The organism is Mycobacterium sp. KBS0706 (assembly GCF_005938675.2).
Taxonomy (GTDB): domain Bacteria; phylum Pseudomonadota; class Alphaproteobacteria; order DSM-16000; family Inquilinaceae; genus Inquilinus.
Genome location: NZ_VCCH02000003.1, coordinates 77,999 through 98,247, shown reverse-complemented (window position 1 = coordinate 98,247; position 20,249 = coordinate 77,999). Strand labels below are relative to the sequence as shown.

22 protein-coding genes are annotated in these 20,249 nt (G+C 70.5%); 13 read left to right on the top strand and 9 right to left on the bottom strand.

All coding sequences use genetic code 11. The features are described 5' to 3' along the window. Positions 1–147: 147 nt before the first annotated feature. Positions 148–1,230 carry an exo-alpha-sialidase gene (locus tag FFK22_RS02505; protein WP_138886713.1) on the top strand — a complete coding sequence of 361 codons (1,083 nt, stop codon included), beginning with the start codon at positions 148–150 and terminating at the stop codon, positions 1,228–1,230. 3 nt (positions 1,231–1,233) lie between these two features. Then, positions 1,234–1,533, top strand: coding sequence for a MoaD/ThiS family protein (locus FFK22_RS02500; protein WP_138886712.1), 300 nt, complete (start codon positions 1,234–1,236; stop codon positions 1,531–1,533). On the opposite strand, the gene FFK22_RS02495 is transcribed toward FFK22_RS02500, so the two are convergent. The 3 genes from FFK22_RS02495 to FFK22_RS02485 form a co-directional block, all read right to left on the bottom strand. Further along, entirely contained in the window at positions 1,520–2,707 is a 1,188-nt protein-coding gene (locus FFK22_RS02495) for an MFS transporter (protein ID WP_138886711.1), read from the bottom strand. The two genes, FFK22_RS02500 and FFK22_RS02495, sit on opposite strands and share 14 nt — an antisense overlap. A gap of 82 nt (positions 2,708–2,789) precedes the next feature. Beyond that, entirely contained in the window at positions 2,790–3,356 is a 567-nt protein-coding gene (locus FFK22_RS02490) for a helix-turn-helix transcriptional regulator (RefSeq protein WP_138886710.1), read from the bottom strand. Positions 3,357–3,526: 170 nt separating this feature from the next. Further along, entirely contained in the window at positions 3,527–4,162 is a 636-nt protein-coding gene (locus FFK22_RS02485; protein ID WP_138886709.1) for an HD domain-containing protein, read from the bottom strand. Positions 4,163–4,327: 165 nt separating this feature from the next. On the opposite strand from FFK22_RS02485, the gene FFK22_RS02480 reads away from it, so the two are divergent. After that, positions 4,328–5,299 carry a GlxA family transcriptional regulator gene (locus FFK22_RS02480; RefSeq protein WP_138886708.1) on the top strand — a complete coding sequence of 324 codons (972 nt, stop codon included), beginning with the start codon at positions 4,328–4,330 and terminating at the stop codon, positions 5,297–5,299. On the opposite strand, the gene FFK22_RS02475 is transcribed toward FFK22_RS02480, so the two are convergent. Both FFK22_RS02475 and FFK22_RS02470 read right to left on the bottom strand, forming a co-directional pair. Further along, positions 5,296–6,231, bottom strand: coding sequence for a glycine/sarcosine/betaine reductase selenoprotein B family protein (locus tag FFK22_RS02475; RefSeq protein WP_138886707.1), 936 nt, complete (start codon positions 6,229–6,231; stop codon positions 5,296–5,298). The two genes, FFK22_RS02480 and FFK22_RS02475, sit on opposite strands and share 4 nt — an antisense overlap. Positions 6,232–6,419: 188 nt before the next feature. Beyond that, the gene (locus FFK22_RS02470) at positions 6,420–7,037 is read right to left on the bottom strand and encodes a trimeric intracellular cation channel family protein (RefSeq protein WP_138886706.1); all 618 of its coding nucleotides are present in this window, start codon (positions 7,035–7,037) and stop codon (positions 6,420–6,422) included. Between the two features lie 214 nt (positions 7,038–7,251). Here FFK22_RS02470 and FFK22_RS02465 point away from each other — a divergent pair, with 214 nt between their 5' ends. After that, positions 7,252–8,010 (top strand): sulfite exporter TauE/SafE family protein, encoded by a 759-nt coding sequence (locus FFK22_RS02465; RefSeq protein ID WP_186002262.1) that lies wholly within the window; start codon positions 7,252–7,254, stop codon positions 8,008–8,010. Positions 8,011–8,074: 64 nt separating this feature from the next. Continuing rightward, on the top strand, positions 8,075–9,298 hold the full coding sequence (locus tag FFK22_RS02460) for an adenylate/guanylate cyclase domain-containing protein (protein WP_138886704.1): 1,224 nt from the start codon (positions 8,075–8,077) through the stop codon (positions 9,296–9,298). On the opposite strand, the gene FFK22_RS02455 is transcribed toward FFK22_RS02460, so the two are convergent. Next, positions 9,295–10,083 carry a metallophosphoesterase gene (locus tag FFK22_RS02455; protein WP_138886703.1) on the bottom strand — a complete coding sequence of 263 codons (789 nt, stop codon included), beginning with the start codon at positions 10,081–10,083 and terminating at the stop codon, positions 9,295–9,297. The two genes, FFK22_RS02460 and FFK22_RS02455, sit on opposite strands and share 4 nt — an antisense overlap. A 217-nt stretch (positions 10,084–10,300) precedes the next feature. Here FFK22_RS02455 and FFK22_RS02450 point away from each other — a divergent pair, with 217 nt between their 5' ends. The 4 genes from FFK22_RS02450 to FFK22_RS02435 all read left to right on the top strand — a co-directional run bounded on the left by FFK22_RS02450 (position 10,301) and on the right by FFK22_RS02435 (position 12,846). After that, a complete protein-coding gene (locus FFK22_RS02450; RefSeq protein ID WP_138886702.1) occupies positions 10,301–10,606 on the top strand; it encodes a hypothetical protein in 306 nt (101 codons plus the stop codon). A 113-nt stretch (positions 10,607–10,719) separates the two neighbouring features. After that, a complete protein-coding gene (locus FFK22_RS02445; RefSeq protein ID WP_138886701.1) occupies positions 10,720–11,163 on the top strand; it encodes a VirK family protein in 444 nt (147 codons plus the stop codon). Between the two features lie 114 nt (positions 11,164–11,277). Then, complete coding sequence (locus FFK22_RS02440; RefSeq protein ID WP_138886700.1) at positions 11,278–12,309, top strand: methyltransferase; 1,032 nt, start codon at positions 11,278–11,280, stop codon at positions 12,307–12,309. A gap of 66 nt (positions 12,310–12,375) precedes the next feature. Next, entirely contained in the window at positions 12,376–12,846 is a 471-nt protein-coding gene (locus FFK22_RS02435; RefSeq protein ID WP_138886699.1) for a heme-binding protein, read from the top strand. A gap of 27 nt (positions 12,847–12,873) precedes the next feature. Here FFK22_RS02435 and FFK22_RS02430 read toward each other — a convergent pair whose 3' ends face one another. Continuing rightward, positions 12,874–13,488, bottom strand: a complete 615-nt coding sequence (locus tag FFK22_RS02430; protein ID WP_138886698.1) for a TetR/AcrR family transcriptional regulator — start codon at positions 13,486–13,488, stop codon at positions 12,874–12,876. A gap of 88 nt (positions 13,489–13,576) precedes the next feature. Between FFK22_RS02430 and FFK22_RS02425 the strand changes: the two genes are divergently transcribed. Both FFK22_RS02425 and FFK22_RS02420 read left to right on the top strand, forming a co-directional pair. After that, positions 13,577–14,431, top strand: coding sequence for an MBL fold metallo-hydrolase (locus tag FFK22_RS02425; RefSeq protein ID WP_138886697.1), 855 nt, complete (start codon positions 13,577–13,579; stop codon positions 14,429–14,431). A gap of 38 nt (positions 14,432–14,469) precedes the next feature. Continuing rightward, positions 14,470–14,991 carry a hypothetical protein gene (locus tag FFK22_RS02420; RefSeq protein WP_138886696.1) on the top strand — a complete coding sequence of 174 codons (522 nt, stop codon included), beginning with the start codon at positions 14,470–14,472 and terminating at the stop codon, positions 14,989–14,991. 21 nt (positions 14,992–15,012) lie between these two features. On the opposite strand, the gene FFK22_RS02415 is transcribed toward FFK22_RS02420, so the two are convergent. Continuing rightward, positions 15,013–16,038: a methyltransferase gene (locus FFK22_RS02415; RefSeq protein ID WP_138886695.1), complete on the bottom strand. Its 1,026-nt coding sequence runs from the start codon at positions 16,036–16,038 to the stop codon at positions 15,013–15,015. 167 nt (positions 16,039–16,205) lie between these two features. Between FFK22_RS02415 and FFK22_RS02410 the strand changes: the two genes are divergently transcribed. Further along, complete coding sequence (locus FFK22_RS02410) at positions 16,206–17,414, top strand: FAD-binding oxidoreductase (protein ID WP_138886694.1); 1,209 nt, start codon at positions 16,206–16,208, stop codon at positions 17,412–17,414. Between the two features lie 3 nt (positions 17,415–17,417). On the opposite strand, the gene FFK22_RS02405 is transcribed toward FFK22_RS02410, so the two are convergent. Then, entirely contained in the window at positions 17,418–18,449 is a 1,032-nt protein-coding gene (locus tag FFK22_RS02405; RefSeq protein WP_138886693.1) for a glycosyl transferase family protein, read from the bottom strand. A gap of 181 nt (positions 18,450–18,630) precedes the next feature. On the opposite strand from FFK22_RS02405, the gene FFK22_RS02400 reads away from it, so the two are divergent. Further along, complete coding sequence (locus tag FFK22_RS02400) at positions 18,631–20,244, top strand: GMC family oxidoreductase (protein WP_138886692.1); 1,614 nt, start codon at positions 18,631–18,633, stop codon at positions 20,242–20,244. The last annotated feature ends 5 nt before the right edge of the window (positions 20,245–20,249 follow it).

The following is a 20,249-nucleotide window of genomic DNA, read 5'->3' as shown; positions in this document are numbered from 1 at the left end:
CCGCTCCCTGTGGTCCCACCGAAACGCGGCTGGTCCTGCCTGCGATTTGACAGCGGCCTCCCACTGCCATAACTTAACTGAAAAGTTAAATATGGGATCCGCCGGACCAAACCAACAACCGGTCGGCGGGGCGAGGGAGACGCGAGCATGGGACAACGGATCCTGGTCCTGGTCGGGACCAAGAAGGGCGCGTTCATTGCCGAGAGCGACCCGGCGCGGCGGTCGTGGCGGCTGCGGGGGCCGTTCTGCGAGACTTGGCCGATCAACCATGTCGTCGCCGACCCGGAGTCGGCCACGATCTACGGCGCCGGCGGCAATGAATGGTTCGGGCCGGCGGTCTGGAAATCGACCGATCTCGGCGAGACCTGGACCCATTCCAGCGACGGGCTGGCCTATGCCGAGGGGCAGGAGCCGATCAAGGCGGTGTGGAGCCTGGGCGTGCGCGACGGCCGGGTTTATGCCGGAGTGCAGCCGGCCGGCCTGTTCCACAGCGATGACCAGGGGCAGTCCTGGGGCCATGTCGAGGGGCTGCAGCGCCATCCGACCCGGCCGGAGTGGAGCCCGGGCGGGGCCGGGCTGATCCTGCATTCGCTGGTGCTGCATCCGGACGACCCGGGCAAGATCTGGGTCGGCATCTCCGCCGCCGGCGTGTTCCACACCGCCGATGGCGGCGAGACCTGGGAGACCCGCAACCGCGGCACTCGGGCCGATTTCATGCCCGAGGACCAGCGTTATCCCGAGTTCGGGCAATGCGTGCATTGCCTGGTGATGGCGCCGGGCAGGACGGAGCGGCTGTACCAGCAGAACCATTGCGGCATGTATCGCAGCGACGATGGCGGCCGGCGCTGGGACAGCATCGAGGCGGGTCTGCCCTCCAGCTTCGGCTTCCCGGCCGCGGCCCATCCGCGCGACGCCGACACGCTGTTCCTGCTGCCGCTCAACGGCGACATCAAGGGCCGCTTCGTGCCCGACGGCAAGGCCGCGGTCTGGCGCACCCGCGACGGCGGCGCCAGCTGGCAAGATCTGCGCCGCGGCCTGCCGCAGGAGAACGCCTATTTCGGGGTGCTGCGCCAGGCCATGGCGACCGACCGGCTGGATCCGGCCGGGGTGTATTTCGGCAGCTCGGGCGGGGCGCTGTTCGCCAGCGCCGACGAGGGCGAGAGCTGGGACTGCATCGCCCAGCACTTGCCCTCGATCCTGTCGGTCGAGACCCTGGTGGTCGACCGCTGAGCCATGGCCGAAGCGAGGACAGAGCCGGAGGAGGCGCCGGCCGTGCTGGTGCGGCTGCCGACGGTGCTGACCATCCTGTTCCCCGGCGCGCCGCCGCGGGTGGAGCTGCGCGCGGGCACCGTGGCCGAGGCGATCGACGGGCTGAACCAGCGCTGGCCGGGGATGGGCGACCGCATCCGCGACTCCAGCCCGGCGATCCGGCGCCACATCAACATCTTCGTCGATGGCCGGAAGGCCAGGCTGGAGACGCGGCTGGCGCCCGGGATGGAGGTGTTCGTCCTGACCGCGATCAGCGGCGGCTGACCGCCGCCACGCCGCTGTGGCCGCGCTGGGCCAGCGCGAGCAGCGCCAGGCACAGCGCCGAGGCGGCGAGGCCGGCACCGGCCGCGGCCGGCCAGCCGAAATGGCTCGCCGCGGCGGCCAGCAGCGGCGGCCCCAGCAGCGACCCGGAAGCGCCGCCCTGGGCCAGCAGGCCATTGGCGGTGGCCATGTCGCCGTCGGGTCCCACCGCGTCCGGTAGGCGGGCGAAGACCACGGCCGGCACGGCGCCGGAGATCGCGTTCAGCAGCGTCGCCGCCGCGGCCGGCCAGAGCCAGGATCCCTGCGACGGGGTGAACACGGCGAACAGCAGCAGCGCCGGTACGGCGATGCCGAACGCGGTGAAGCCACCAAGCGGCCGATCGCGCCGCATCCACCAGGCCGCGGCCAGGCCGCCCAGCACCGAGGCGAAGGCGGCCGCGCCGGTGATCAGCCCGGCGGTCGAGGCCGAGACGCCGCGCTGGCCGGTGAAATAGGCCGGCATCACCGCCAGCAGACCGACCTCGAAGGTGGTGTAGCAGGCGAAGCCGATCGCCATCAGCCAAGCCCCGAGCGGCGCCCGGGTGGGACGGGCGCCACCAGCCCGGCGCGGCGCTGCCTCGGGTGGCGTCGGCAGGCGCCAGGACGGCAGCAGCAGCAGGGCGGTCAGCGCGGCGCTGCCCAGCAGCACCCAGCGCCAGGGCGCGACCTCGACGCCCAGGCCGGCCAGGATGCTGCCGGTGGCGAAGCCGACCGGGAAGAAGGTGCTCCACAGCGCCAGCGCGGTCGACCGCTGCGCCGGGGATGCCGTGGCGATGGTGAGGGTCGGGGCGGCGACTGCGACGGCGAGATAAGCCACGGCCTCGACGATGCGCCACAGGAACATCCCGGCCACGGCCGAGCTCGCGGCCATGCCGGCGGCGGCGGCGGCCAGCAGCAGCAGGCCGGCCAGCAGCGCGCGGCGGGCGCCGACGCGGCTGATCACGACCCCGGCGAACAGCCCCAGCGTGGCGCCGCCGATCTCCAGCAGCGACACCAGCAGCGCGGCGGTGGTGAGGTCGAGGCCGAGGTCGCGCTGCATCGGCGGCAGCAGCGCCGACAGCTTGCCGAGCTGTGCCGCCGCGGCCACGCCGGCGGCATAGATCACCAGGATCGCCAGCCAGGATCCGCGGGACGACATGATCACTCCGTGTTCAGGACGGCGCGATCCTACCGAAGGGGCGGGGAGGAGCGGCTGAATAAGATATTCAGGTGCCAGAGGTTCAAGCCAGCGTCTCGGCCAGGCGCACGAAGGCACCGTCTGACAGCTGCAGCCGGGTCCAGCGCATGCGGCCTTCCTGGATCGGGACGATCGGCGAGCCGTTGGCGCTGGTCGCGATCTCGACCGCCGGCGGTTCGGGCTCGAACCAGCCCTCGTCGGTCAGAGCGGCCTCGGCGGCCTGGATCTCCGGCGTGGCGAATCTCCAGAGGGAAACGCCCAGCAGCTCCGGCGTGCGGAAGTTCCAGTCCCGGCTGCGCCCGCGCGAGGCGGCCAGCAGCCGGTGCGTCAGGTCGCAGACCAGATGGGCGCTGGCCGCGGAGTCGGCGACCAGCCGGGCCAAAGCGTGGTCCGCGGCGCTGTCGAGCCGGGCGCTCATCAGCTTGCGCAGGCGGGCCTGCTCCTCGGCATCGGGGACCAGCGTGCCGGCCTCCCAGCGCGACACCATCGCCTGCGACACGCGCAGCAGCTCGGCGGCATGGGCCTGCTTGATCCGCCGCAGCGCGCGCCACAGCCGCAACGACCGGCCGAGGCCGTCGGCGGCGCAGATGCTATATCCCGGAGCAGTCATGATGCCCTGAAGATGGGCCGTCCGGGCGCGAGTGTCCAGGGTGGCATAGGGCCAGCCCTTTCCCGTCATTGCGAGGAGGCGAAGCCGACGAAGCAATCCATCGATCCGCTTGTGCTGCTGCATGGATTGCTTCGCTGCGCTCGCAATGACGGTGCAGGGAAGAGCGGGCCTCAACTCTCCCAATCCGAATTGAGGATCACCTCGGTGAAGTCGACCCGCCTATAGCTCGGGTCCATCCGGGCGAGCACGTCGGCCTTCACATTGCCGAAGGTGGTCTGCGGCTTGCGAATGGTGCCGTGGGCGAAGGCCTCGATGATGCCGTGCTTGAAGTCGGGGCCGCGCGGATGGGCGTGCACCACCTGGCGCCGCTGCTCCTGGGTGAAGTCGTGGAAGGCGAGGCCCAGCACGTCCATCTCCACCCCGGCCGTCACCAGCGCCACCACCGGGTGCTTGTGCTCCGGGATGCCCGGCGTGGTGTGCAGGGCGATGGCGTCCCACACCAAGTCGATGTCGGCGGTAGGGATGCCGTGCCGCTTCAGGAAGTCGCGCGCGGCATTGGCGCCGTCGACCTCGAAGCGCAGATCGGGGCTGGCATAGGCGTCGACCAGACCCATGTCGTGGAACATCGCCCCGGCATAGAGCAACTCGGGATCGAAGGTCAGGCCCTTGCGCTGCCCGCTCAGGGCGCCGAACAGATAGACCCGGGTCGAATGGTGGAACAGCAGCTCGCTCTCGGTGTCGCGCACCAGCTCGGTGATCTCGCGCGCCATGGCGCTGTCGGGGATGCGGATGCCGGCGATGGACATGGGGACCTTCCGTCGGAGAGTTTCGATGCCCCCGATGTGAGCCGCCGGCACCAGGCGCTTCAACGCGGCCGGGGCGGCGCTTCCGGACAAGCGCACGCGGAAATCGGACATTGCGGCCCGGCGGCCGCCATGGGATCGGTCGGCGACAGCAGAAGGAGATTGCCGGTGCGGACGGTTGCGATCGCCATCTTCCCGGGCGTGCAGGCGCTGGATGTCGCCGGGCCGGTCGACGTCTTCGCCGAAGCCAACGGCTTCATCGACGCCGGCGATTGCTACGAGACGCTGCTGGTCGCCGCCGACACCGCGCCGCTGCGCGCCTCGAACGGCATTCAGATGATCGCCGATCGCAGCTTCGGCGAAGCCGTGGGGCCGTTCTCGATGGTGCTGGTCGCGGGCGGCCCCGGCCTGCCGACGGCAGCACCCGATCCGCTGCTGTCCGCCTGGCTGGCGGCGGCCGCGAAGCGGGCGGAACTGCACGGATCGATCTGCACCGGCGCCTTCGCCTTCGGCCATGCCGGGCTGCTCGACGGCCATCGCGTGACCACGCATTGGCAGAACGCGCAGCGCCTGGCCGAGATGTTCCCGCGGGCCCGGGTCGAGCACGACCGGATCCATCTGCGCGACGGGGCGCTGGTGACCTCGGCCGGAGTCACCGCCGGCATCGACCTGGCCCTGGCTCTTGTGGCGGAGCATCACGGCGCCCGGGTGGCGCTGGCGGTGGCGAAGCGGCTGGTGGTGGTGGCGCAGCGCCAGGGCGGCCAGTCGCAGTTCAGCCCGTTCCTGACCGCGCCGGCCGAACCGGATTCGCCGATCGCCCGGGTGCAGGCGCATGTCATGCAGCACATTGGCGCGAGCTTCACGGTCGAGGCGCTGGCGCAGGTGGCGGGCATGAGCGGCCGCAACCTGGCGCGGCTGTTCGTGCAGGAGACCGGCGTGACGCCGCATGAATTCGTCGAGCGCGCCCGGGTCGACGCCGCCCGCAACCTGCTGGAGGGCAGCGACCGCGCCCTCAAGGCGGTGGCCTATGATTGCGGCTTCGGCAGCCCCGACCGCATGCGCATCGTCTTCGCCAGGCGCCTCGGCGTCACCCCGGCCCAGTACCGCGCCAGCTTCCGGGTGCAGGGGGAGGCAGGTTAGGCGTCCGAGGGCTGATTGCGGACAGCCTGCGCGATCTGCTTCTGCTGGTCGAAATCCGCTCGACGCTGCCGGATCTCTTCGGCCGAAAGGCGCTCAATGTTGCAGTAATCGAGCTTCCAGCCCGGGTCGGAACTCCAGATCAGGGGGGATTGGACGGTGGTGCGAGGCGCGGGGGCTCGCTCCAACAGGGTCAAAGCCAGATCGAGCGTGAGGATCTGCGACGCCCGATCCCGTGGTCTCCCGGCAGCGTTGCCGAGCGGAAAGTCCGAGAACAGGAAACGCGGCACTCCGACATATTCGACGATGTCCTTGGCGCACCCCATGACGATCGTGGAAATGTGGCTCTCCTCCAGCATCCGGGCAGCAAGGCTGACGCTTTGATGGCAGACGGGGCAGTTCGGAACCAGGATCGCCGCGTCGACGGCATCCGCCTGGCAACGGGCAACGATCTCCAGGCAATCGACCTCGAACGTCGTGCGGTGGCTGCGATTGGTGGGCAGGCCGTGGAAGCGAGGCGCGATGGCACCAATCCGGCCCGACGCCTCCATTCGGCGCAGGGCGGCCAGCGGAAAATAGGTCGCGGGGTCTTCGGCCGTCGTGTGCCTGCGATCAATGGCGACGTGGGAGATCCGCAGATCGGGATCCTCCGCCGTGCTGCCTGAGTAGACGGAGTAGAATTTGCACGCCGCGTTGTAAGCGGCTCCGGGCCCCTGATCGCCTTTGCCGGGCTGGTACGGGGCGGCCGTGGTGATGATGGCCAGCCGGCACGCCGACAGCGGCTTGTCCGGGGGATGGAACGGCACGCCTGCGTAATGCGCCCATTCATAGGGCGCGCCGTAACCCAGGGCCTGATAGTAGGTCCGAATCCTCTGCAAATAGGGAATCGGCGCATCCTGGGCGGGCGCAAATCCGAATGATCGCTCTCCGGCCATCGAGGGCGCTCCCATTCCTGTATCGTGCCGGCAGGCGATCGGCTCTCCGCCAGTCTACGATCCGGCTGTGCCATCCTCCATCCCCTTGCGGCTTCGGCAGCGGCGACGGCATGCGCATCGTCTTCGCCAGGCGCCTCGGCGTCACCCCGGCCCGGTACCGCGCCAGCTTCCGGGTGCAGGGGAAGGGATCAGTGGAGATCGTGCGTGTAGACGAATTTCGGCATGCTCCAATTGAACCGGAGCGCGAGCAGGCGGAGGGCCAGGCCGATGATCATGGCGGCCGCCGTGACCAGGTCGTGGCCGATGCCGGCGGACAAGCCGGCGACATAGACGCCGCCGGTCACCACCGACACGGTGGCGTAGAGCTCGCTGCGGAACAGCAGCGGGATGTCGGCGCAGAGCATGTCCCGCAGCACGCCGCCGACGCAGCCGGTGATCATGCCCGATGCGATCACGATCAGGATCGGCAGGTCCAGCGCCATCGCGACATTGGCGCCGATCACCGTGAACACGACGAGGCCGATCGCGTCCAGGAACAGGAACAGCTTGCGCAGATGATGCATGAGGCGGGCTGCGGCGATGGTCAGCAAGGCGGCGCCGCCCGTGAGGAGCAGATAGGACGGATGCTCCACCCAGGACAGCGGGTGGTGGTCGAGCAGGATGTCCCGCGCCGATCCTCCGCCGAGCGCAGTGACGCATCCCAGCAGGCAGACGCCGACCCAGTCCATGCTGCGCCTGCCGGCGGCCAAAGCCGCGGTCATGGCTTCGGCGACGATAGCGATCAGATAGAGGGAATGCAAAAGCATCGGCGGATCCTCGCTCGTCTGGCGGGGACCATGTCAGGGCGCTTGTCCATGATCAAGCCGACCTAGCCGGCCAGGGGATGGCTCTGGCATACCGTCGACACAGTACGTCGATGGAGCCTTGCATGCCCATGCTGTCCCTTCCCGTTGCGATGAATTGCCCTCGGCGCAATCCGATGGTTGAGCGGGCCGGGCCGGGCCGGCCATGGTCGCGCTGATGCCGACCGATCCCGTCCTCCTCGCCGTGCTGCTGGGCACCATCTTCGTCATCGCCTTCACCAAGGGCGGCTTCGGCGGCGGCTTCGCCATCATCGGCATACCGGCGCTGTCCTTTGTCATGCCGGCGGTGGACGCGGCGGCAGTGATCGCGCCGCTGGTGCTGCTGATGGACGTGTTCACCGTCTGGGCCTTCCCGCCGCGGACCTGGAGCCGGCCGAACCTGCGCTTGCTGCTGCTGCCGCTGCTGTGCGGCATCGCGCTGGGCGGGCTGACCTTCGCCCTGGTCGACCCGGCCTGGGTGACGCTGCTGATCGCGCTGGTCACCCTGGTCTTCGCCCTGCGCTGGTTCGCCCGCCGCCGGCTCGACCAGCCTCGCACGGGGCCCTCCGGACGGCGGGCGGCGCTGTGGGGCACGTTGACCGGCTACACCACTTTCGTCGCCCATTCCGGCGGCCCGCCGCTGGCGATCTACCTGTTGCCGCAGCGGCTGGACAAGACCGTGTTCGCCGGCACCTCGGCGATCGTCTTCATGCTCTGCAACATCGCCAAGCAGGTGCCGTATCTCTATCTCGGCGTGCTCGAGCCGCGGAACCTCGCCGCCATCGCCGCGGCGGCGCCGGTGGTGCCGCTCGGGGTCTGGATCGGCCGCCGTTTCCACGACCGGATCGACGAGGCGCGGCTGTACCTCTGGTGCCATCTGCTGCTGGTGGCGATCGGGCTCAAGCTGCTGGTCGACGGCGTGCTGGGCGTGACCTGACGCCGTCGCCTCGGCGCTGCGCCGGCCTTCCGGTTGGTGTAAAGCTTCCCATCGAGGAGAATCGATGGACGAATCCAAGCTCACCGCGCTGTCCGCCTGGACCACCGAGGCGGGGCTGATCGGCCTGTCGGAGATCGAGCTGCTGGCCGGCTTCTGCGCCCGCGCCACATTCGCCGGCCTGCCGATCGCCAGCGGCCTCCTGGTGATCGACACGCTGCACCCGGTCTATGAGGGCAATGCCGTGCGCTGGCGCCGCGGCGAGCCGGAGGCCAGCTTCACCGGCTATGGCCGCACCATCGCCGGCGAGCGCGAGGACAAGTGGCGCGCCAGCCCGTTCTTCCACCTGATCGACACCGGCGAGGACTGGATGCGCCGGCGGGTGACGCCGGAAAGCTGCGCCGAATTCCCGGCCGTCGCCTCGGCGGCGGAGGAGGGGATGACCGACTATCTCGGCATCCTCAACCGCTTCGAGCCCGAGGGCGCGATCGCCGACTGGGACGGGCTGTTCTCGTCCTGGACCACGGACCGGACGGGCGGCTTCAGCGACGAGGAGATCGCCGGGCTGCTCAAGGTCCTGCCCGGCCTGGCGATGGCGATGAAGGCGACGACCCTGGCGCGGATGGCCTCGACGCTGCTGGAGACCTATCTCGGCCGCGACGCCTGCAACTCCGTCTGGTCCGGGCGGATCGCCCGCGGCGTGGCCGACCGGATCGACGCGGTGCTGTGGTTCAGCGACCTGCGCAGCTACACCCGCATCAGCGACAATGCGCCGCCGGAGCAGATCATCCCGCTGCTGAACGACTATGCCGATGCGGTGATCTCGGCGGTGCAGGGGGCGGGTGGCGACGTGCTGAAGCTGATCGGCGACGGCGTGCTGGCGATTTTCCGGCCGGACGATGGCGGGGCCGAGGCCCGCGCCCGGGCCTGCCGGGCGGCGCTGGCCGCGGTGCGCGGGGCCCAGGCGACGATCGCGGCGTTGAACCCGCAGCGCGAGGCGGCCGGCCAGCCGGTGACCGAGATGTATGCCGGGCTGCATATCGGCGAGGTGTTCTTCGGCAATATCGGCAGCGCCCACCGGCTCGACTTCACCGTGGTCGGCCCGGCGGTGAACGAGACCAGCCGGATCGCCGAGATGTGCCGCTCGGCGGACCAGTCGATGCTGGTGTCCTCCGCCTTCGCCGCGGCCGCGGGCGGGGCCGAGGCCGGTTTGGTCTGCGTCGGCCGCTACGCCCTGCGCGGCGTGCGCATGCCGCAGGAGCTGTTCACGCTCGAGCCGGAAGGCGCCTAAGGCCTCCAGACCCTTAAGCCCCGCATCCGGTCGCCATGGATCAGCACCGCCGAGAGGCAGCCGGTGGCGAAGGCGCCGGTGTCGACGTCGATGCGGTGCGGATGGTCCAGGTCCAGCCGGTCGGCCGGGGTGTGGCCGTGGATCACCGCGACGCCCTCGGGGAAGGGGCCGGGCCAGTCCAGGAACGGGTCGCGGATCCACAGCAGGGCGCGGCGATCCTGCTGCGCCAGCGGGCGCTGCGGGTCGATCCCGGCATGGACGAAGACCAGGTCGCCGATCCGGTGGGTGACCGGGCAGCCGCGCAGCCAGCCCAGGAGCTCGGACCCGATCGCCGCGCGCACCCGGCCGCGCCAATCGCCGTCCAGATCGGTGACGCCGCATTCGGCCAGCACCCGCTCGCCGCCATAGGTCAGCCAGAACTGCAGGGTGGCGTGGTCGGTGGCGCCGTCCAGCAGCGCCACCATGCGGTCGTCATGATTGCCCAGCAGGGTGATGGTCTCGGCGCCCGCGGCGCCCTGTCGCGCCAGGGCCAGGGCGCGCAGGTTTTCCGGGCCGCGGTCGACCAGGTCGCCGAGATGGATCAGGGTGCAGCCGGTGCCGGCGGGCAGGGTCGCGAACTCCGCCGCCACCAGCCGGTGCATCGCTTCCAGAAGGTCGGCCTGGCCATGCACGTCGCCGATTGCCGCCACCGCGCGGCCCGGCGGCAGCGGCCGGATCGCCGGGCGCCAGGGATCGCGGCGCGGGTCGAGATGGCGCGGCAGCCGGTCGAGATCCTCCGGCTTCATGGCGTTGCGCCTCGGTTCGATCGAATCATGGGACCCATCATAACAATGGTACGCCCGGGGTTGCAGGATGCTGTGCAGCACTTAGGTAAGTCGTGCGGACGGCCGATATCGCACCACCCCGAGTGTGGGAGGTCCCGCGACGCGCCGTGGCATGCGGCCCGGCGCGACCCGATCGACAGGCCGCCCCGAGGGGTGGCTCCATCGACAGGAGCACGCGATGAAGCTCAACACCGCACTGGTCGACCGGACGGTGACCCGGTTCGGGGCCCAGGCCCTGCCCGAGAATCATCCGGCGATGTCCCAGCTCAGCACCATGTTCGGCGAGCACACCTTCCTTCTCGACGGCGAGGGCCTCTACATCCTCGAGGCGGTCGAGATCCCACCGGCCGGTGCGCAGGCAGGGCAGGTGATCAAGCTGGCCGGCTGGGCGGATGCCGAGCGGACGACGCTGGCGCCGCATGAGCCCGAGCCGACCGATGTCGTCATCGAGCTCGGGCCGATCGATCCCGACAAGGACGCCTGAGGTTGCCGGGTGGCCGGGGCAGGACCCCGGCCGCCCGTTTCCTCCGCGGCCCCATCGGCGCGAATCGGGTAGGATCGCGGTCCCAGAAACTCCACCGCAAGGACTCGCAGCCGATGACCGTCCGCCTTCGCCCGTTCCGTTGCGCCTCGGCCGCGGCAATGCTGGTCCTGCTCACTGCCGCGGCTCCGGCCCGGGCCGGCTGGGACTACGGCAAGCTCGACCGCGAGCTGCGTGAGGGCGACAAGCCGGGCGTGGTGATCGACCTCGCCAAATGCCTCGACCCGTCCGGCGCCGGCGGCCCGCCGGTGGTGGCGGTGCCGACCTTCACCACCTACAACCTGACGCCGCAGTTCATTGCCACCTCCGAGACCCATGCCTTCGAGGCGGCGAATGGCGCGATGTCGCTGGAATACATCCGGCTGCGGATCTTCCCGGACAACACCGCCGAGCTCAGCCTGAAGCACCTGAATCCGGCGACCTATGAAGCGCTCGGGCCGGCGACGGTACTGCGCTGCCGGCTGAATGACGGCTCGCTGACCCTGCGCGACGGGGACTGACGGAGTTTCCCGCCGCCGATGCCCCCCAATTGGTCTCCCAATCGGGGGATTGCCACATCCGCTTCGGCCCGGTGATCGTCATGATGGTCGTCATGCCCCTTGGGGAGATCCATCATGTCCACGGCACCCGCCGGCCGGCAGGCCCCGGTCACGCCGGACCTCATCATGCAGCTGGGGTTCGGCTTCTGGGCCTCGAAGACCCTGTTGAGCGCGGTAGAGCTGGGCGTGTTCACCGCGCTGGCCGGCGGCCCGCTCGACGGCAAAGCGCTGCGGGACAAGCTCGGCCTGCACCAGCGCAGCGTTCGCGACTTCTTCGACGCGCTGGTGGCGCTGCGGATGCTGGAACGGAATGACGGGGTCTACGCCAACACGGCCGAGTCCGATCTCTATCTCGACTCCGGCAAGCCGTCCTATGTCGGCGGCATCCTGGAGATGGCCAACCGGCGGCTCTATCCCTTCTGGGGGAACCTGACCGAGGCGCTGCGCACCGGCAAGCCGCAGAACGAGGCCAAGGCCGGCGGCGATTTCTTCGCCGCGATCTATGCCAGCCCCGAGGGTCTCGCCGGATTCCTCAACGCCATGACCGGCATCAGCCTGCCGACGGCGCATGCGCTCGCCGCCCGCTTCCCCTGGGCCGGGGTCCGCAGCGTCATCGACATCGGCACCGCTGCGGGGTCGGTGCCGGTCGAGCTCGCCCTCGCCCATCCGCATCTGGAGGCGGGCGGGTTCGACCTGCCGCCGGTGCGGCCGGTCTTCGAAGCCTATGTGGCGCAACGCGGCCTGGCCGGCCGGGTGCGTTTCCATGGCGGCGACTTCATGCACGAGGACCTGCCCTCGGCCGAGGTGCTGGTGATGGGGCATATCCTCCACGACTGGGATCTGGAGCAGAAACGGATGCTGGTGGCCAAGGCCCGAGCGGCCCTGCCGCAGGGCGGGGCGCTGATCGTCTACGACCAGATGATCGACGACGACCGGCGGGAGCACGCCGCCGGCCTGCTGATGAGCCTGAACATGCTGATCGAGACGCCGGGCGGCTTCGACTACACCGGCGCCGACTGCATCGGCTGGCTGCGGGAGGCGGGCTTCGCCTCGGTCCGCCAGGAGGCCCTGGTCGGCCCCTATTCGATGGTGGTCGGGGTCAAATAAGCCGTCGCATCCCCATGCCGGCTGCGGCTGTGGCAGGATCGGTCCCGCAGATTCGAGGAGGGACCGATGACCGGGATCGACCATGCCGCCCGCACCGCCGAGCTGGAGGCCGAGGAGGCGCGGCTGGCCTTCGACCGCTTCGACTTCGCCGAGGCCTGGTCGATCGGCCGGGCGCTGGTCGAGGCGGCGCCGGCCCCGGTCGCCATCCGCATCCAGGTCGCCGACCGGGTGCTGTTCGCCGCTTCGCTCGACGGCACCGCGGCCGACAACCAGGTCTGGCTCGACCTGAAATTCGCCGCCGTCCGCCAGTTCGGCCACAGCACGCTGTGGCTGCACCACCGGCTGAAGGCGCGCGGCCGGACTCTGGCCGAGAGCCCGTCGGTGCGCACGGCGATGATCGACCATGGCGGCGGCTTCCCGATCCGCATCGGCACCCAGGTGGTCGGGGCCATCGGCGTCTCCGGCCTGCCGCATGAGGACGATCATCGGCTGATCACCAGCGCGATCGAGGCCTATAAGACGGGCCGGACAAAGTAGTCGCCGGGATCGACGGGGCGGCGCAGGTCAGGCCAGAAGCCCGCCGAAGACGATCTCTTTAAAGGCGATGAGCGGAGCGTCGCTCTTCTCCACGCGCATCCGCAGCAGCGCGCCTTCCCAGCTGTTCATGACGAAGCCGGCCAGCAGTGCCGCGGGGAAACGGCGGCTTGCCGATCCCTGCGCCTGTGCTTCGGCGATGCAGGCCTCGATCAGGCCGGTCCAGGCCGCGAAATGCCCGGCCAGGCGCTCGCGGATCAGGGGGCTGTGGTCCGCGGCCTCGGCGCTGAAATTCCCCATCAGACAGCCGCGGACATAGCCGGAGACCCGGAACGCCTTGATGCGGTCGTCGAAATAAGCTTCCAGCCGCGCCAGCGGCGCCCGGCCGGGGTCGGTCAGGGTGTCGCGCAGCTTCACCTGCCCACGCTCGGAATAGGCGTCGATCACCTCAGCCCCGAACGCCTCCTTGCTGGCGAAGTGGTTGTAGAATGAGCCCTTGGGGATGCCGGCGCCTTCGACGATCGCCTGGATCCCCGTCGCCGCATACCCCTCCGCATGCATGATCCCCAGGCCCGCCTGCACGAGCGTGCCGCGGGTGCCGGGCTTTGGCTTCGGGCCCCGCCGGGCCGCCGGGCGAGATGTCATCTCAAGGTTCCTTGATTAATTCAAGACGACCGGTCATATATAATTTATCGGCTCCCTCGGACTGGCCGTCAAGGAAAGGGATGCAGCCATGACCACCGGACCAGCGCTGCGCTGGGATGTCCTGACGATCAAGCGCCCCGGCCTCAGCCGCGACCTGCCGCCCGGCAAGGAAGATCTGGCATGGGTGGCGAACTCCGCCGTGCTGATCCGGGGCGAGCGCGACGCCGTCCTGGTCGACACCTTCCTCACCGCCGCTCAGTCGCAGACCCTGCTGGACTGGGTGGTCGCCAGCGGCAAGCGCCTCACGGCGATCTACGTTACCCACGCGCATGGCGACCATTTCTTCGGCCTCGCGCCGCTGCTGGAGCGATTTCCGGAGGCTCGGGCGGTGGCGACGCCGGCGGTGGTCCGGGCGATGCAGGCGCATCTGGCCCCGGCCAACGTCGACGGCTTCTGGCGCCGGCTGTTCCCAGGGGAGATTCTCGACCGACTCCCGGCCGCCGAGCCGCTGCAGGGCGACGCGCTGGAGCTTGAGGGGCATGGGCTGGTCGTGGTGAATGCCGGGCGGACCGACACGGCGGTGTCGACCTGTCTCCATATCCCGTCGATCGGGCTGCTGGTCGGCGGAGACGTCGTCTACAACGGCATCCACCTCTATCTCGGCGAGACCGACACGCAGAGCCGGCTGGAATGGATCGCCACACTCGACCGGCTCGAGGCGCTGGAGCCGGAGACGGTGATTGCCGCGCACAAGGTGCCGGGGGCCGAGGACCATCCGCGCGTCATCGCCGAGACACGACAGTATCTCCGCGACTTCAACCGCCTGGATGCGGCGACGTCGACCGCGCGCGGGCTCTACGACGCCATGCTCGAACTCCATCCCGGCCGGGCCAATCCGGGCTCCCTCTGGGGCGCGGCGAAGGCCGCCAAGCCACAGGCTTAGGCCATCCTGCCGAAACCCGAATCCCGAAGGTATCGATCATGCAGAGGATGCTCCTCGCGGCCACCCTTGCCATGGTGGCGGCCACCGTGCCCGCAAAGGCGGCCGAGCACCGGGACCCGTTGGACGCCCGCACCCTGGCGGCGGTCGGGTCGCGGTTCGGTCAGCTGATGGCGGCGGCGAACCGGCACGACCTCACGGTCCTGCACGGCATGTACTGGCAGTCGCCATCGACTCTGCTGGTGGCCAAGAGCGCCGTGCCGTCCGAGGGCAATTGGGCCGGCTACTGGGGCAACGAGGCGATCGACCGGAAGCTGCACGACATCGCCGCATCCGGACCGGTGGTGCTGGCGCCCGACATGTCGAAGCTGAAGGTCGTCGGGCTGACCCGCGAGATCGCGGAATCCTACGTGCCGGTGACGATCACAGTGTCCTATGCCGGGCAGGACGGCACGCCCAGGCCGTTCCTGATCGTGATCGACTGGATCAAGGCCGGCGGCGACTGGAAGATCGCCTCTGAGATCCTCCTGCCCGTGCCGTCGGCGCCCGCCGCGAAGTCGTAGCCGGGGCGAGGGGCGTCGTCATCATCCGGGCAAGGAGCGCGGCGCTGCTTCCAGGATGGTGACAGACGAGGTGGTCGCGATCGCCCGGGTCAGTTCGAATCCCGCGCCGGCCAGCAGCCGGCTGAACTCCGCCTCGGTTCGCTCGAGGGCCGTGCCGAACATGGCCATCATCTGCATATCGGTCAGGTATTCGGTCGGCCGCCCCCGCGACGGGTCGGGCTCGATCAGGCCCTCGACCACCAGCAGCCGCGCGTCCGCTCCCATGGCCGACCGGCACGACCGCAGGATCCGCGCCGCGTCCTCGTCCGGCCAGTCGTGCAGCACGCGGACCAGCAGATAGAGGTCGGCGCCGGCCGGCACGCCGTCGAAGAAGCTGCCGCCGTGCGGCGTGATCCGGCTGCCGGCCAGCGCCTCGGGCGGGATGGCCGCGACCACGTCGGCCCGGTCGAAGACGATGCCCCGTGCGGCCGGGTTGAGCGCCAGGATGCGGCGCAGGGACTCGCCGTTGCCGCCGCCGATGTCGGCGATCAGGCGGGTGCCGGTGAAGTCGTAGGCGGTGGCGATGGCGCCGTGGCGGTCGTCCGGGAAATGCGCCATGAAGGTGTCGAAGATCCGGGCCTCGTCGGGATGGTCCCGCAGGTAGTCGAAGCGGCTCGTCCCCCAGGCCGCCTCGTGCGGGTTCTTCCCGTGCAGGGCGACATCGAGGGCTTCCCAGGCCCGCCAGGACCCAGCGGCCGTCCGGAACCGCGCCGAAGGATGCAGGCTGTTCGGCGCATCGCTGCGCAGCAGCAGCGATCGCGGCGTGTGGGCCGCCATGCCGTCGGCGTCGACGCGGAAGATGCCGAATGCGGCAAGGGCGCGCATCGCCCGCAGCAGCGGTCCCGCCAGGACCCCGGTCGCCGCCGCCAGGCCAGCGATGCTGGACGTGGCGTCGGGCGCGATCCGGTCGGCGATGCCCAGATCGGCCACGAGCCGGATCGTCCGCGAGACCTGGAAGCCCCGGATCAGCAGATCCACCGCCAATCGGTCGTCGGCAGGATCGGTCATGCCCTTCGCGGCCTCCCAGCCGCAAGCGTGACGCGAGGAACCGGCGCAAGATACCCCAACGCCGCCCGCACCTCCACGGAGACAGGGGTCGTCGTGGAAGGCAAAGCGGGGAACGGGACGCAGCGCGGCGCGGTTTCCGCAGGGACCTCGACGTCGCTGGAGCCGGCATGACCCGCCATCTCGACCTGCGTTCCGGGCAGCCGGTGTGGACGATGAACGGCATGCCACGGATCCCCGCGCCGCCGCTGGAAGGCGATGGTGCGGCGGATGCGGTGATCGTCGGCGGCGGCGTGTCGGGCGCCCTGGTCGCGGATTCGCTGCTGCAGGCCGGGCTGAGCGTCATCGCCATCGACCGCCGCGAATTCGGACGCGGATCCTCGGCCGCCAGCACGGCTCTTCTTGCCACCGAGCTCGACCGGCCGCTGACCCAACTGGCCGACGAGGTCGGGGGCGAAAAGGCGGCGCGGGCCTATTGGCGGTCCGCGGCCGCCGTCGGGTTCCTGCGGGCGCGGATCCGCGATCTGCGGCTCCAGGCCCGCTTCCGGGATCGGCCCTCGGTCTATCTGCCGGGCAATGTGCTCGGCCTGACGGCGCTGCGCCGCGAATGCGAGGCCCGGGCGCGGATCGGCCTGCGCTCTCGCTTCATCGAAGGCGAGGCGCTGCACCGCCTGACCGCGCTGCAGGTCGCGGGCGCCACCGTCACGGCGGGCAGCGCCGAGGCCGACCCGCTGTGCCTGGTCGGTGGCCTGTGGCGCTCGGCGATCGCGCGGGGCGCCTCGCTGCATGCCCCGGTCGAGGCCAGGGAGGTGAAAGAGAGCCGGGCCGGCGTCACCATCACGACGGCGGACGGGGCCAGGATCAAGGCCCGCCATGCGGTCTTCGCCACCGGCTACGAGCTGCTGCCTTTCGTTCCGGCGGCGGCCAGCGACATCCGCTCCACCTGGGCGATCGCCACCGCGCCGCAGACCGTGTGGCCCAACCGTGCCCTGGTCTGGGAGGCCAGCGACCCGTATTTCTACACCCGGACGACGCCGGACGGGCGGGTCGTCGCCGGCGGCGAGGACGAGCCCTTCGCCGATGACGACAAGCGGGACGCGCTGATCGCGAAGAAGAGCAAGGCCATCGCGCGCAAGATCGCGGCGCTGTGGCCGTCGCTCGATCCGACGCCGGAGTTCCGCTGGACCGGCAGCTTCGGCGAAAGCCGCACGGGCCTGCCGACGATCGGCCGGATTCCGGGCATGGACCGATGCTTCGCCGTGCTGGGCTATGGCGGCAACGGCTTCACCTTCAGCGCCATCGCCGCCCAGATCATCTCCCGCGCCATCCTCGGCCTGCCGGATCCGGACGAGGCGGTGTTCGGCTTCGACCCGAAGTGAGAGTCAGGGGTTCCGCTCGCGCCACAGCGCCGTCGCCTGCTCCAGATGGCGGGCATGGGCGGCTTCGCCGCTGTCGCCGGCGATGACGGCCAGCGCCACCGCGGCGGTGCCGACCACCGTCGCCTCGGCCGCGGGGTCCTCGGCAACGCCGGTCCAGACGGCGCGGAAATGCTCCAGGTCGTGGCGCGCCAGCCGCTCGCCGCGGCCTTCGCCGACGATCGGCGGCACCGTCTCGTCCAGCGCCTCGCCGGCCACCAGGCGCTGCAGCGACAGCGCCTTGAGCGGCGTGCGCTCGGCCTCGCCGCCGGCGCCCTTGACCACGCAGAGGTCGCTCTGGCCCAGTAGCCGCGCAGTGTCGCGGTGCAGGTCCTGATAGGCCGGGTGGAACACGCCGACGAAGCTGGCCTTGGCCTCGAACGGGTTCAGCAGGCGCGCCGCCGAGTTGACCGGGCTGCGCAGGCCCAGCACCGGCCGCAGCTCCATCAGCTCGGTCAGGGTGCGGCTGACCGCGCGCAGCGGCAGATAGGCGAAGCGGGTCGCGTCCAGGATCCGCGCCGCCTCGGCCGGGGTCTCGGGCACCGGCAGCTCCAGCGCCCGCACCGCATCCTCGGTCTCGATGCCCTCGGTGACCCGGACGTTGATGCCATGCATCAGCACCGGATGGCCGGCGCGGGCGACCAGCAGGGCCGACAGCAGGAACCAGGGTGCGCCGCGGGTCTTGCCGGCGGCGTAGGACGGCCAGTCGAGCTCCGGCCGGGTCGCGGGGGCGGCGGTGACCACGGCGCGCCCGGCGCGGATCATGCCGGCCAGCTCCGCCGCCGTCTCGCCGCGATAGCGCTCCAGCAGCAGGAAGGCGCCGACCTGCATCGGGTCGGCCTCGCCGGACAGGATGATGGCGAAGGCGTCCTGCGCCTCGGCCTCGGTCAGCGGCCGCGACCGGCCGGGGCCGCGGCCGATCGCCGCCAGATGCGCCGCCATGCGCTGCCGCGGCGGCGAGTCCGGGGTGGCGGTCACGGTTTCGACGTCGCTGGCCATATGCTTTCTCGCCTGTCGGATCACGAATGGTTAGCGCGGGCCGCGCGACCCGTCGAGCGTTGCCGGGGTCGCGGGGCCGAGGTCGCAATGATTGTGCGGCTGCCGGCCTTGTAGGAAGATCGGCATCGATACCCAAAACCCAAGGCGGATCGGGAATGGTGCTGAAGAACACGGCGGGCCGATGACGCGGACGATCGGAACGTTCGACACCGTCATCGTCGGCGCCGGCTCGGCCGGCTGCGTGCTGGCCAACCGGCTGTCGGCCGACCCCAAGGCCTCGGTGCTGCTGCTGGAAGCGGGGGGCAGGCCGGGAACCATCTGGGTCCATATTCCCGTCGGCTATCTCTACACCCATGGCGATCCGCGCCTCGACTGGTGCTTCAAGACCGAGCACGAGGCCGGGCTTGGCGGCCGGGCGATCAACTATCCGCGCGGCAAGGTGCTGGGCGGCTGCTCCGCCATCAACGGCATGATCTACATGCGCGGCCAGGCGCGCGACTACGACCAGTGGCGGCAGCTCGGCAATGCCGGCTGGGGCTGGGACGACGTGCTGCCCTATTTCACCCGGTCCGAGGATCATTGGCAGGGCCGCTCGGCCTTCCACGGCGCCGGCGGCGAATGGCGGGTCGAGCCGCAGCGCCTGTCCTGGGCGGTCCTCGACGCCTTCCGCCAGGCTGCGGCCGAGACCGGCATCCCGCCGACTGAGGATTTCAACACCGGGGACAATGAGGGCTGCGGCTATTTCCAGGTGAACCAGCGCCGCGGCATCCGCTGGACCACGGCCAAGGGATTTCTCAATCCGGCGCTGAAGCGGCCCAACCTGACGGTCGAGACCCACGCCCAGGTGCTGAAGCTGCATCTCGAGGGCAAGCGGGTCGCCGGCGTGGTGTTTCGCCGGCCGGACGGCACCGAGGCCTATGCCGCGGCGGGCGAGGTCGTGCTGGCCGCCGGCGCCGTGGGCTCCCCCGCCATCCTGCAGCATTCCGGCATCGGCCCGGCCGACCTCCTGGCCGCGCATGACGTGCAGCCGGTGCACGACCTGCCGGGGGTGGGCGAGAACCTGCAGGACCATCTGCAACTGCGCCTGGTCTACAAGGTCAAGGGCGTGCCGACGTTGAACGAGCGAGCGAACCGGCTGCTCGGCCGCATCGGCATGGGCGTCGAATACGCGCTGTTCCGCAGCGGTCCCTTGAGCATGGCGCCCAGCCAGCTCGGTGCCTTCGCCCGCAGCGATCCGGCGCAGGAGACGGCCAATCTCGAATACCATGTCCAGCCGCTCAGCCTCGACCGCTTCGGCGAGCCGCTGCACAGCTATCCGGCCTTCACCGCCTCGGTCTGCAACCTGCGGCCGCAGAGCCGCGGCTCGGTCCGGATCAAGAGCCCGGACCCGACCGCGGCGCCGGCGATCCGGCCGAACTACCTGGCGGAGGAGGCCGACCGCCGCGTCGCGGTCGACGGCATCCGGCTGACCCGGCGGATCGTCGCCGCCCCGGCCTTGGCCCGCTATGCGCCGGAGGAGGTACGGCCCGGCCCGGCGCTGCAGGACGACGCCGATCTGGCGCGGGCGGCCGGCGACATCGCCACCACCATCTTCCACCCGGTCGGCACCTGCAAGATGGGCCAGGACCCGCTGGCCGTGGTCGACGAGCGGCTGCGGGTGCGCGGCCTGACGGGGCTGCGCATCGCCGATGCCTCGATCATGCCGACCATCACCTCTGGCAACACCAACTCGCCCACCATCATGATCGCCGAGAAGGCCGCGGCGATGATCCTGGAGGATCGTCGCTCAGGCTGAAGGAG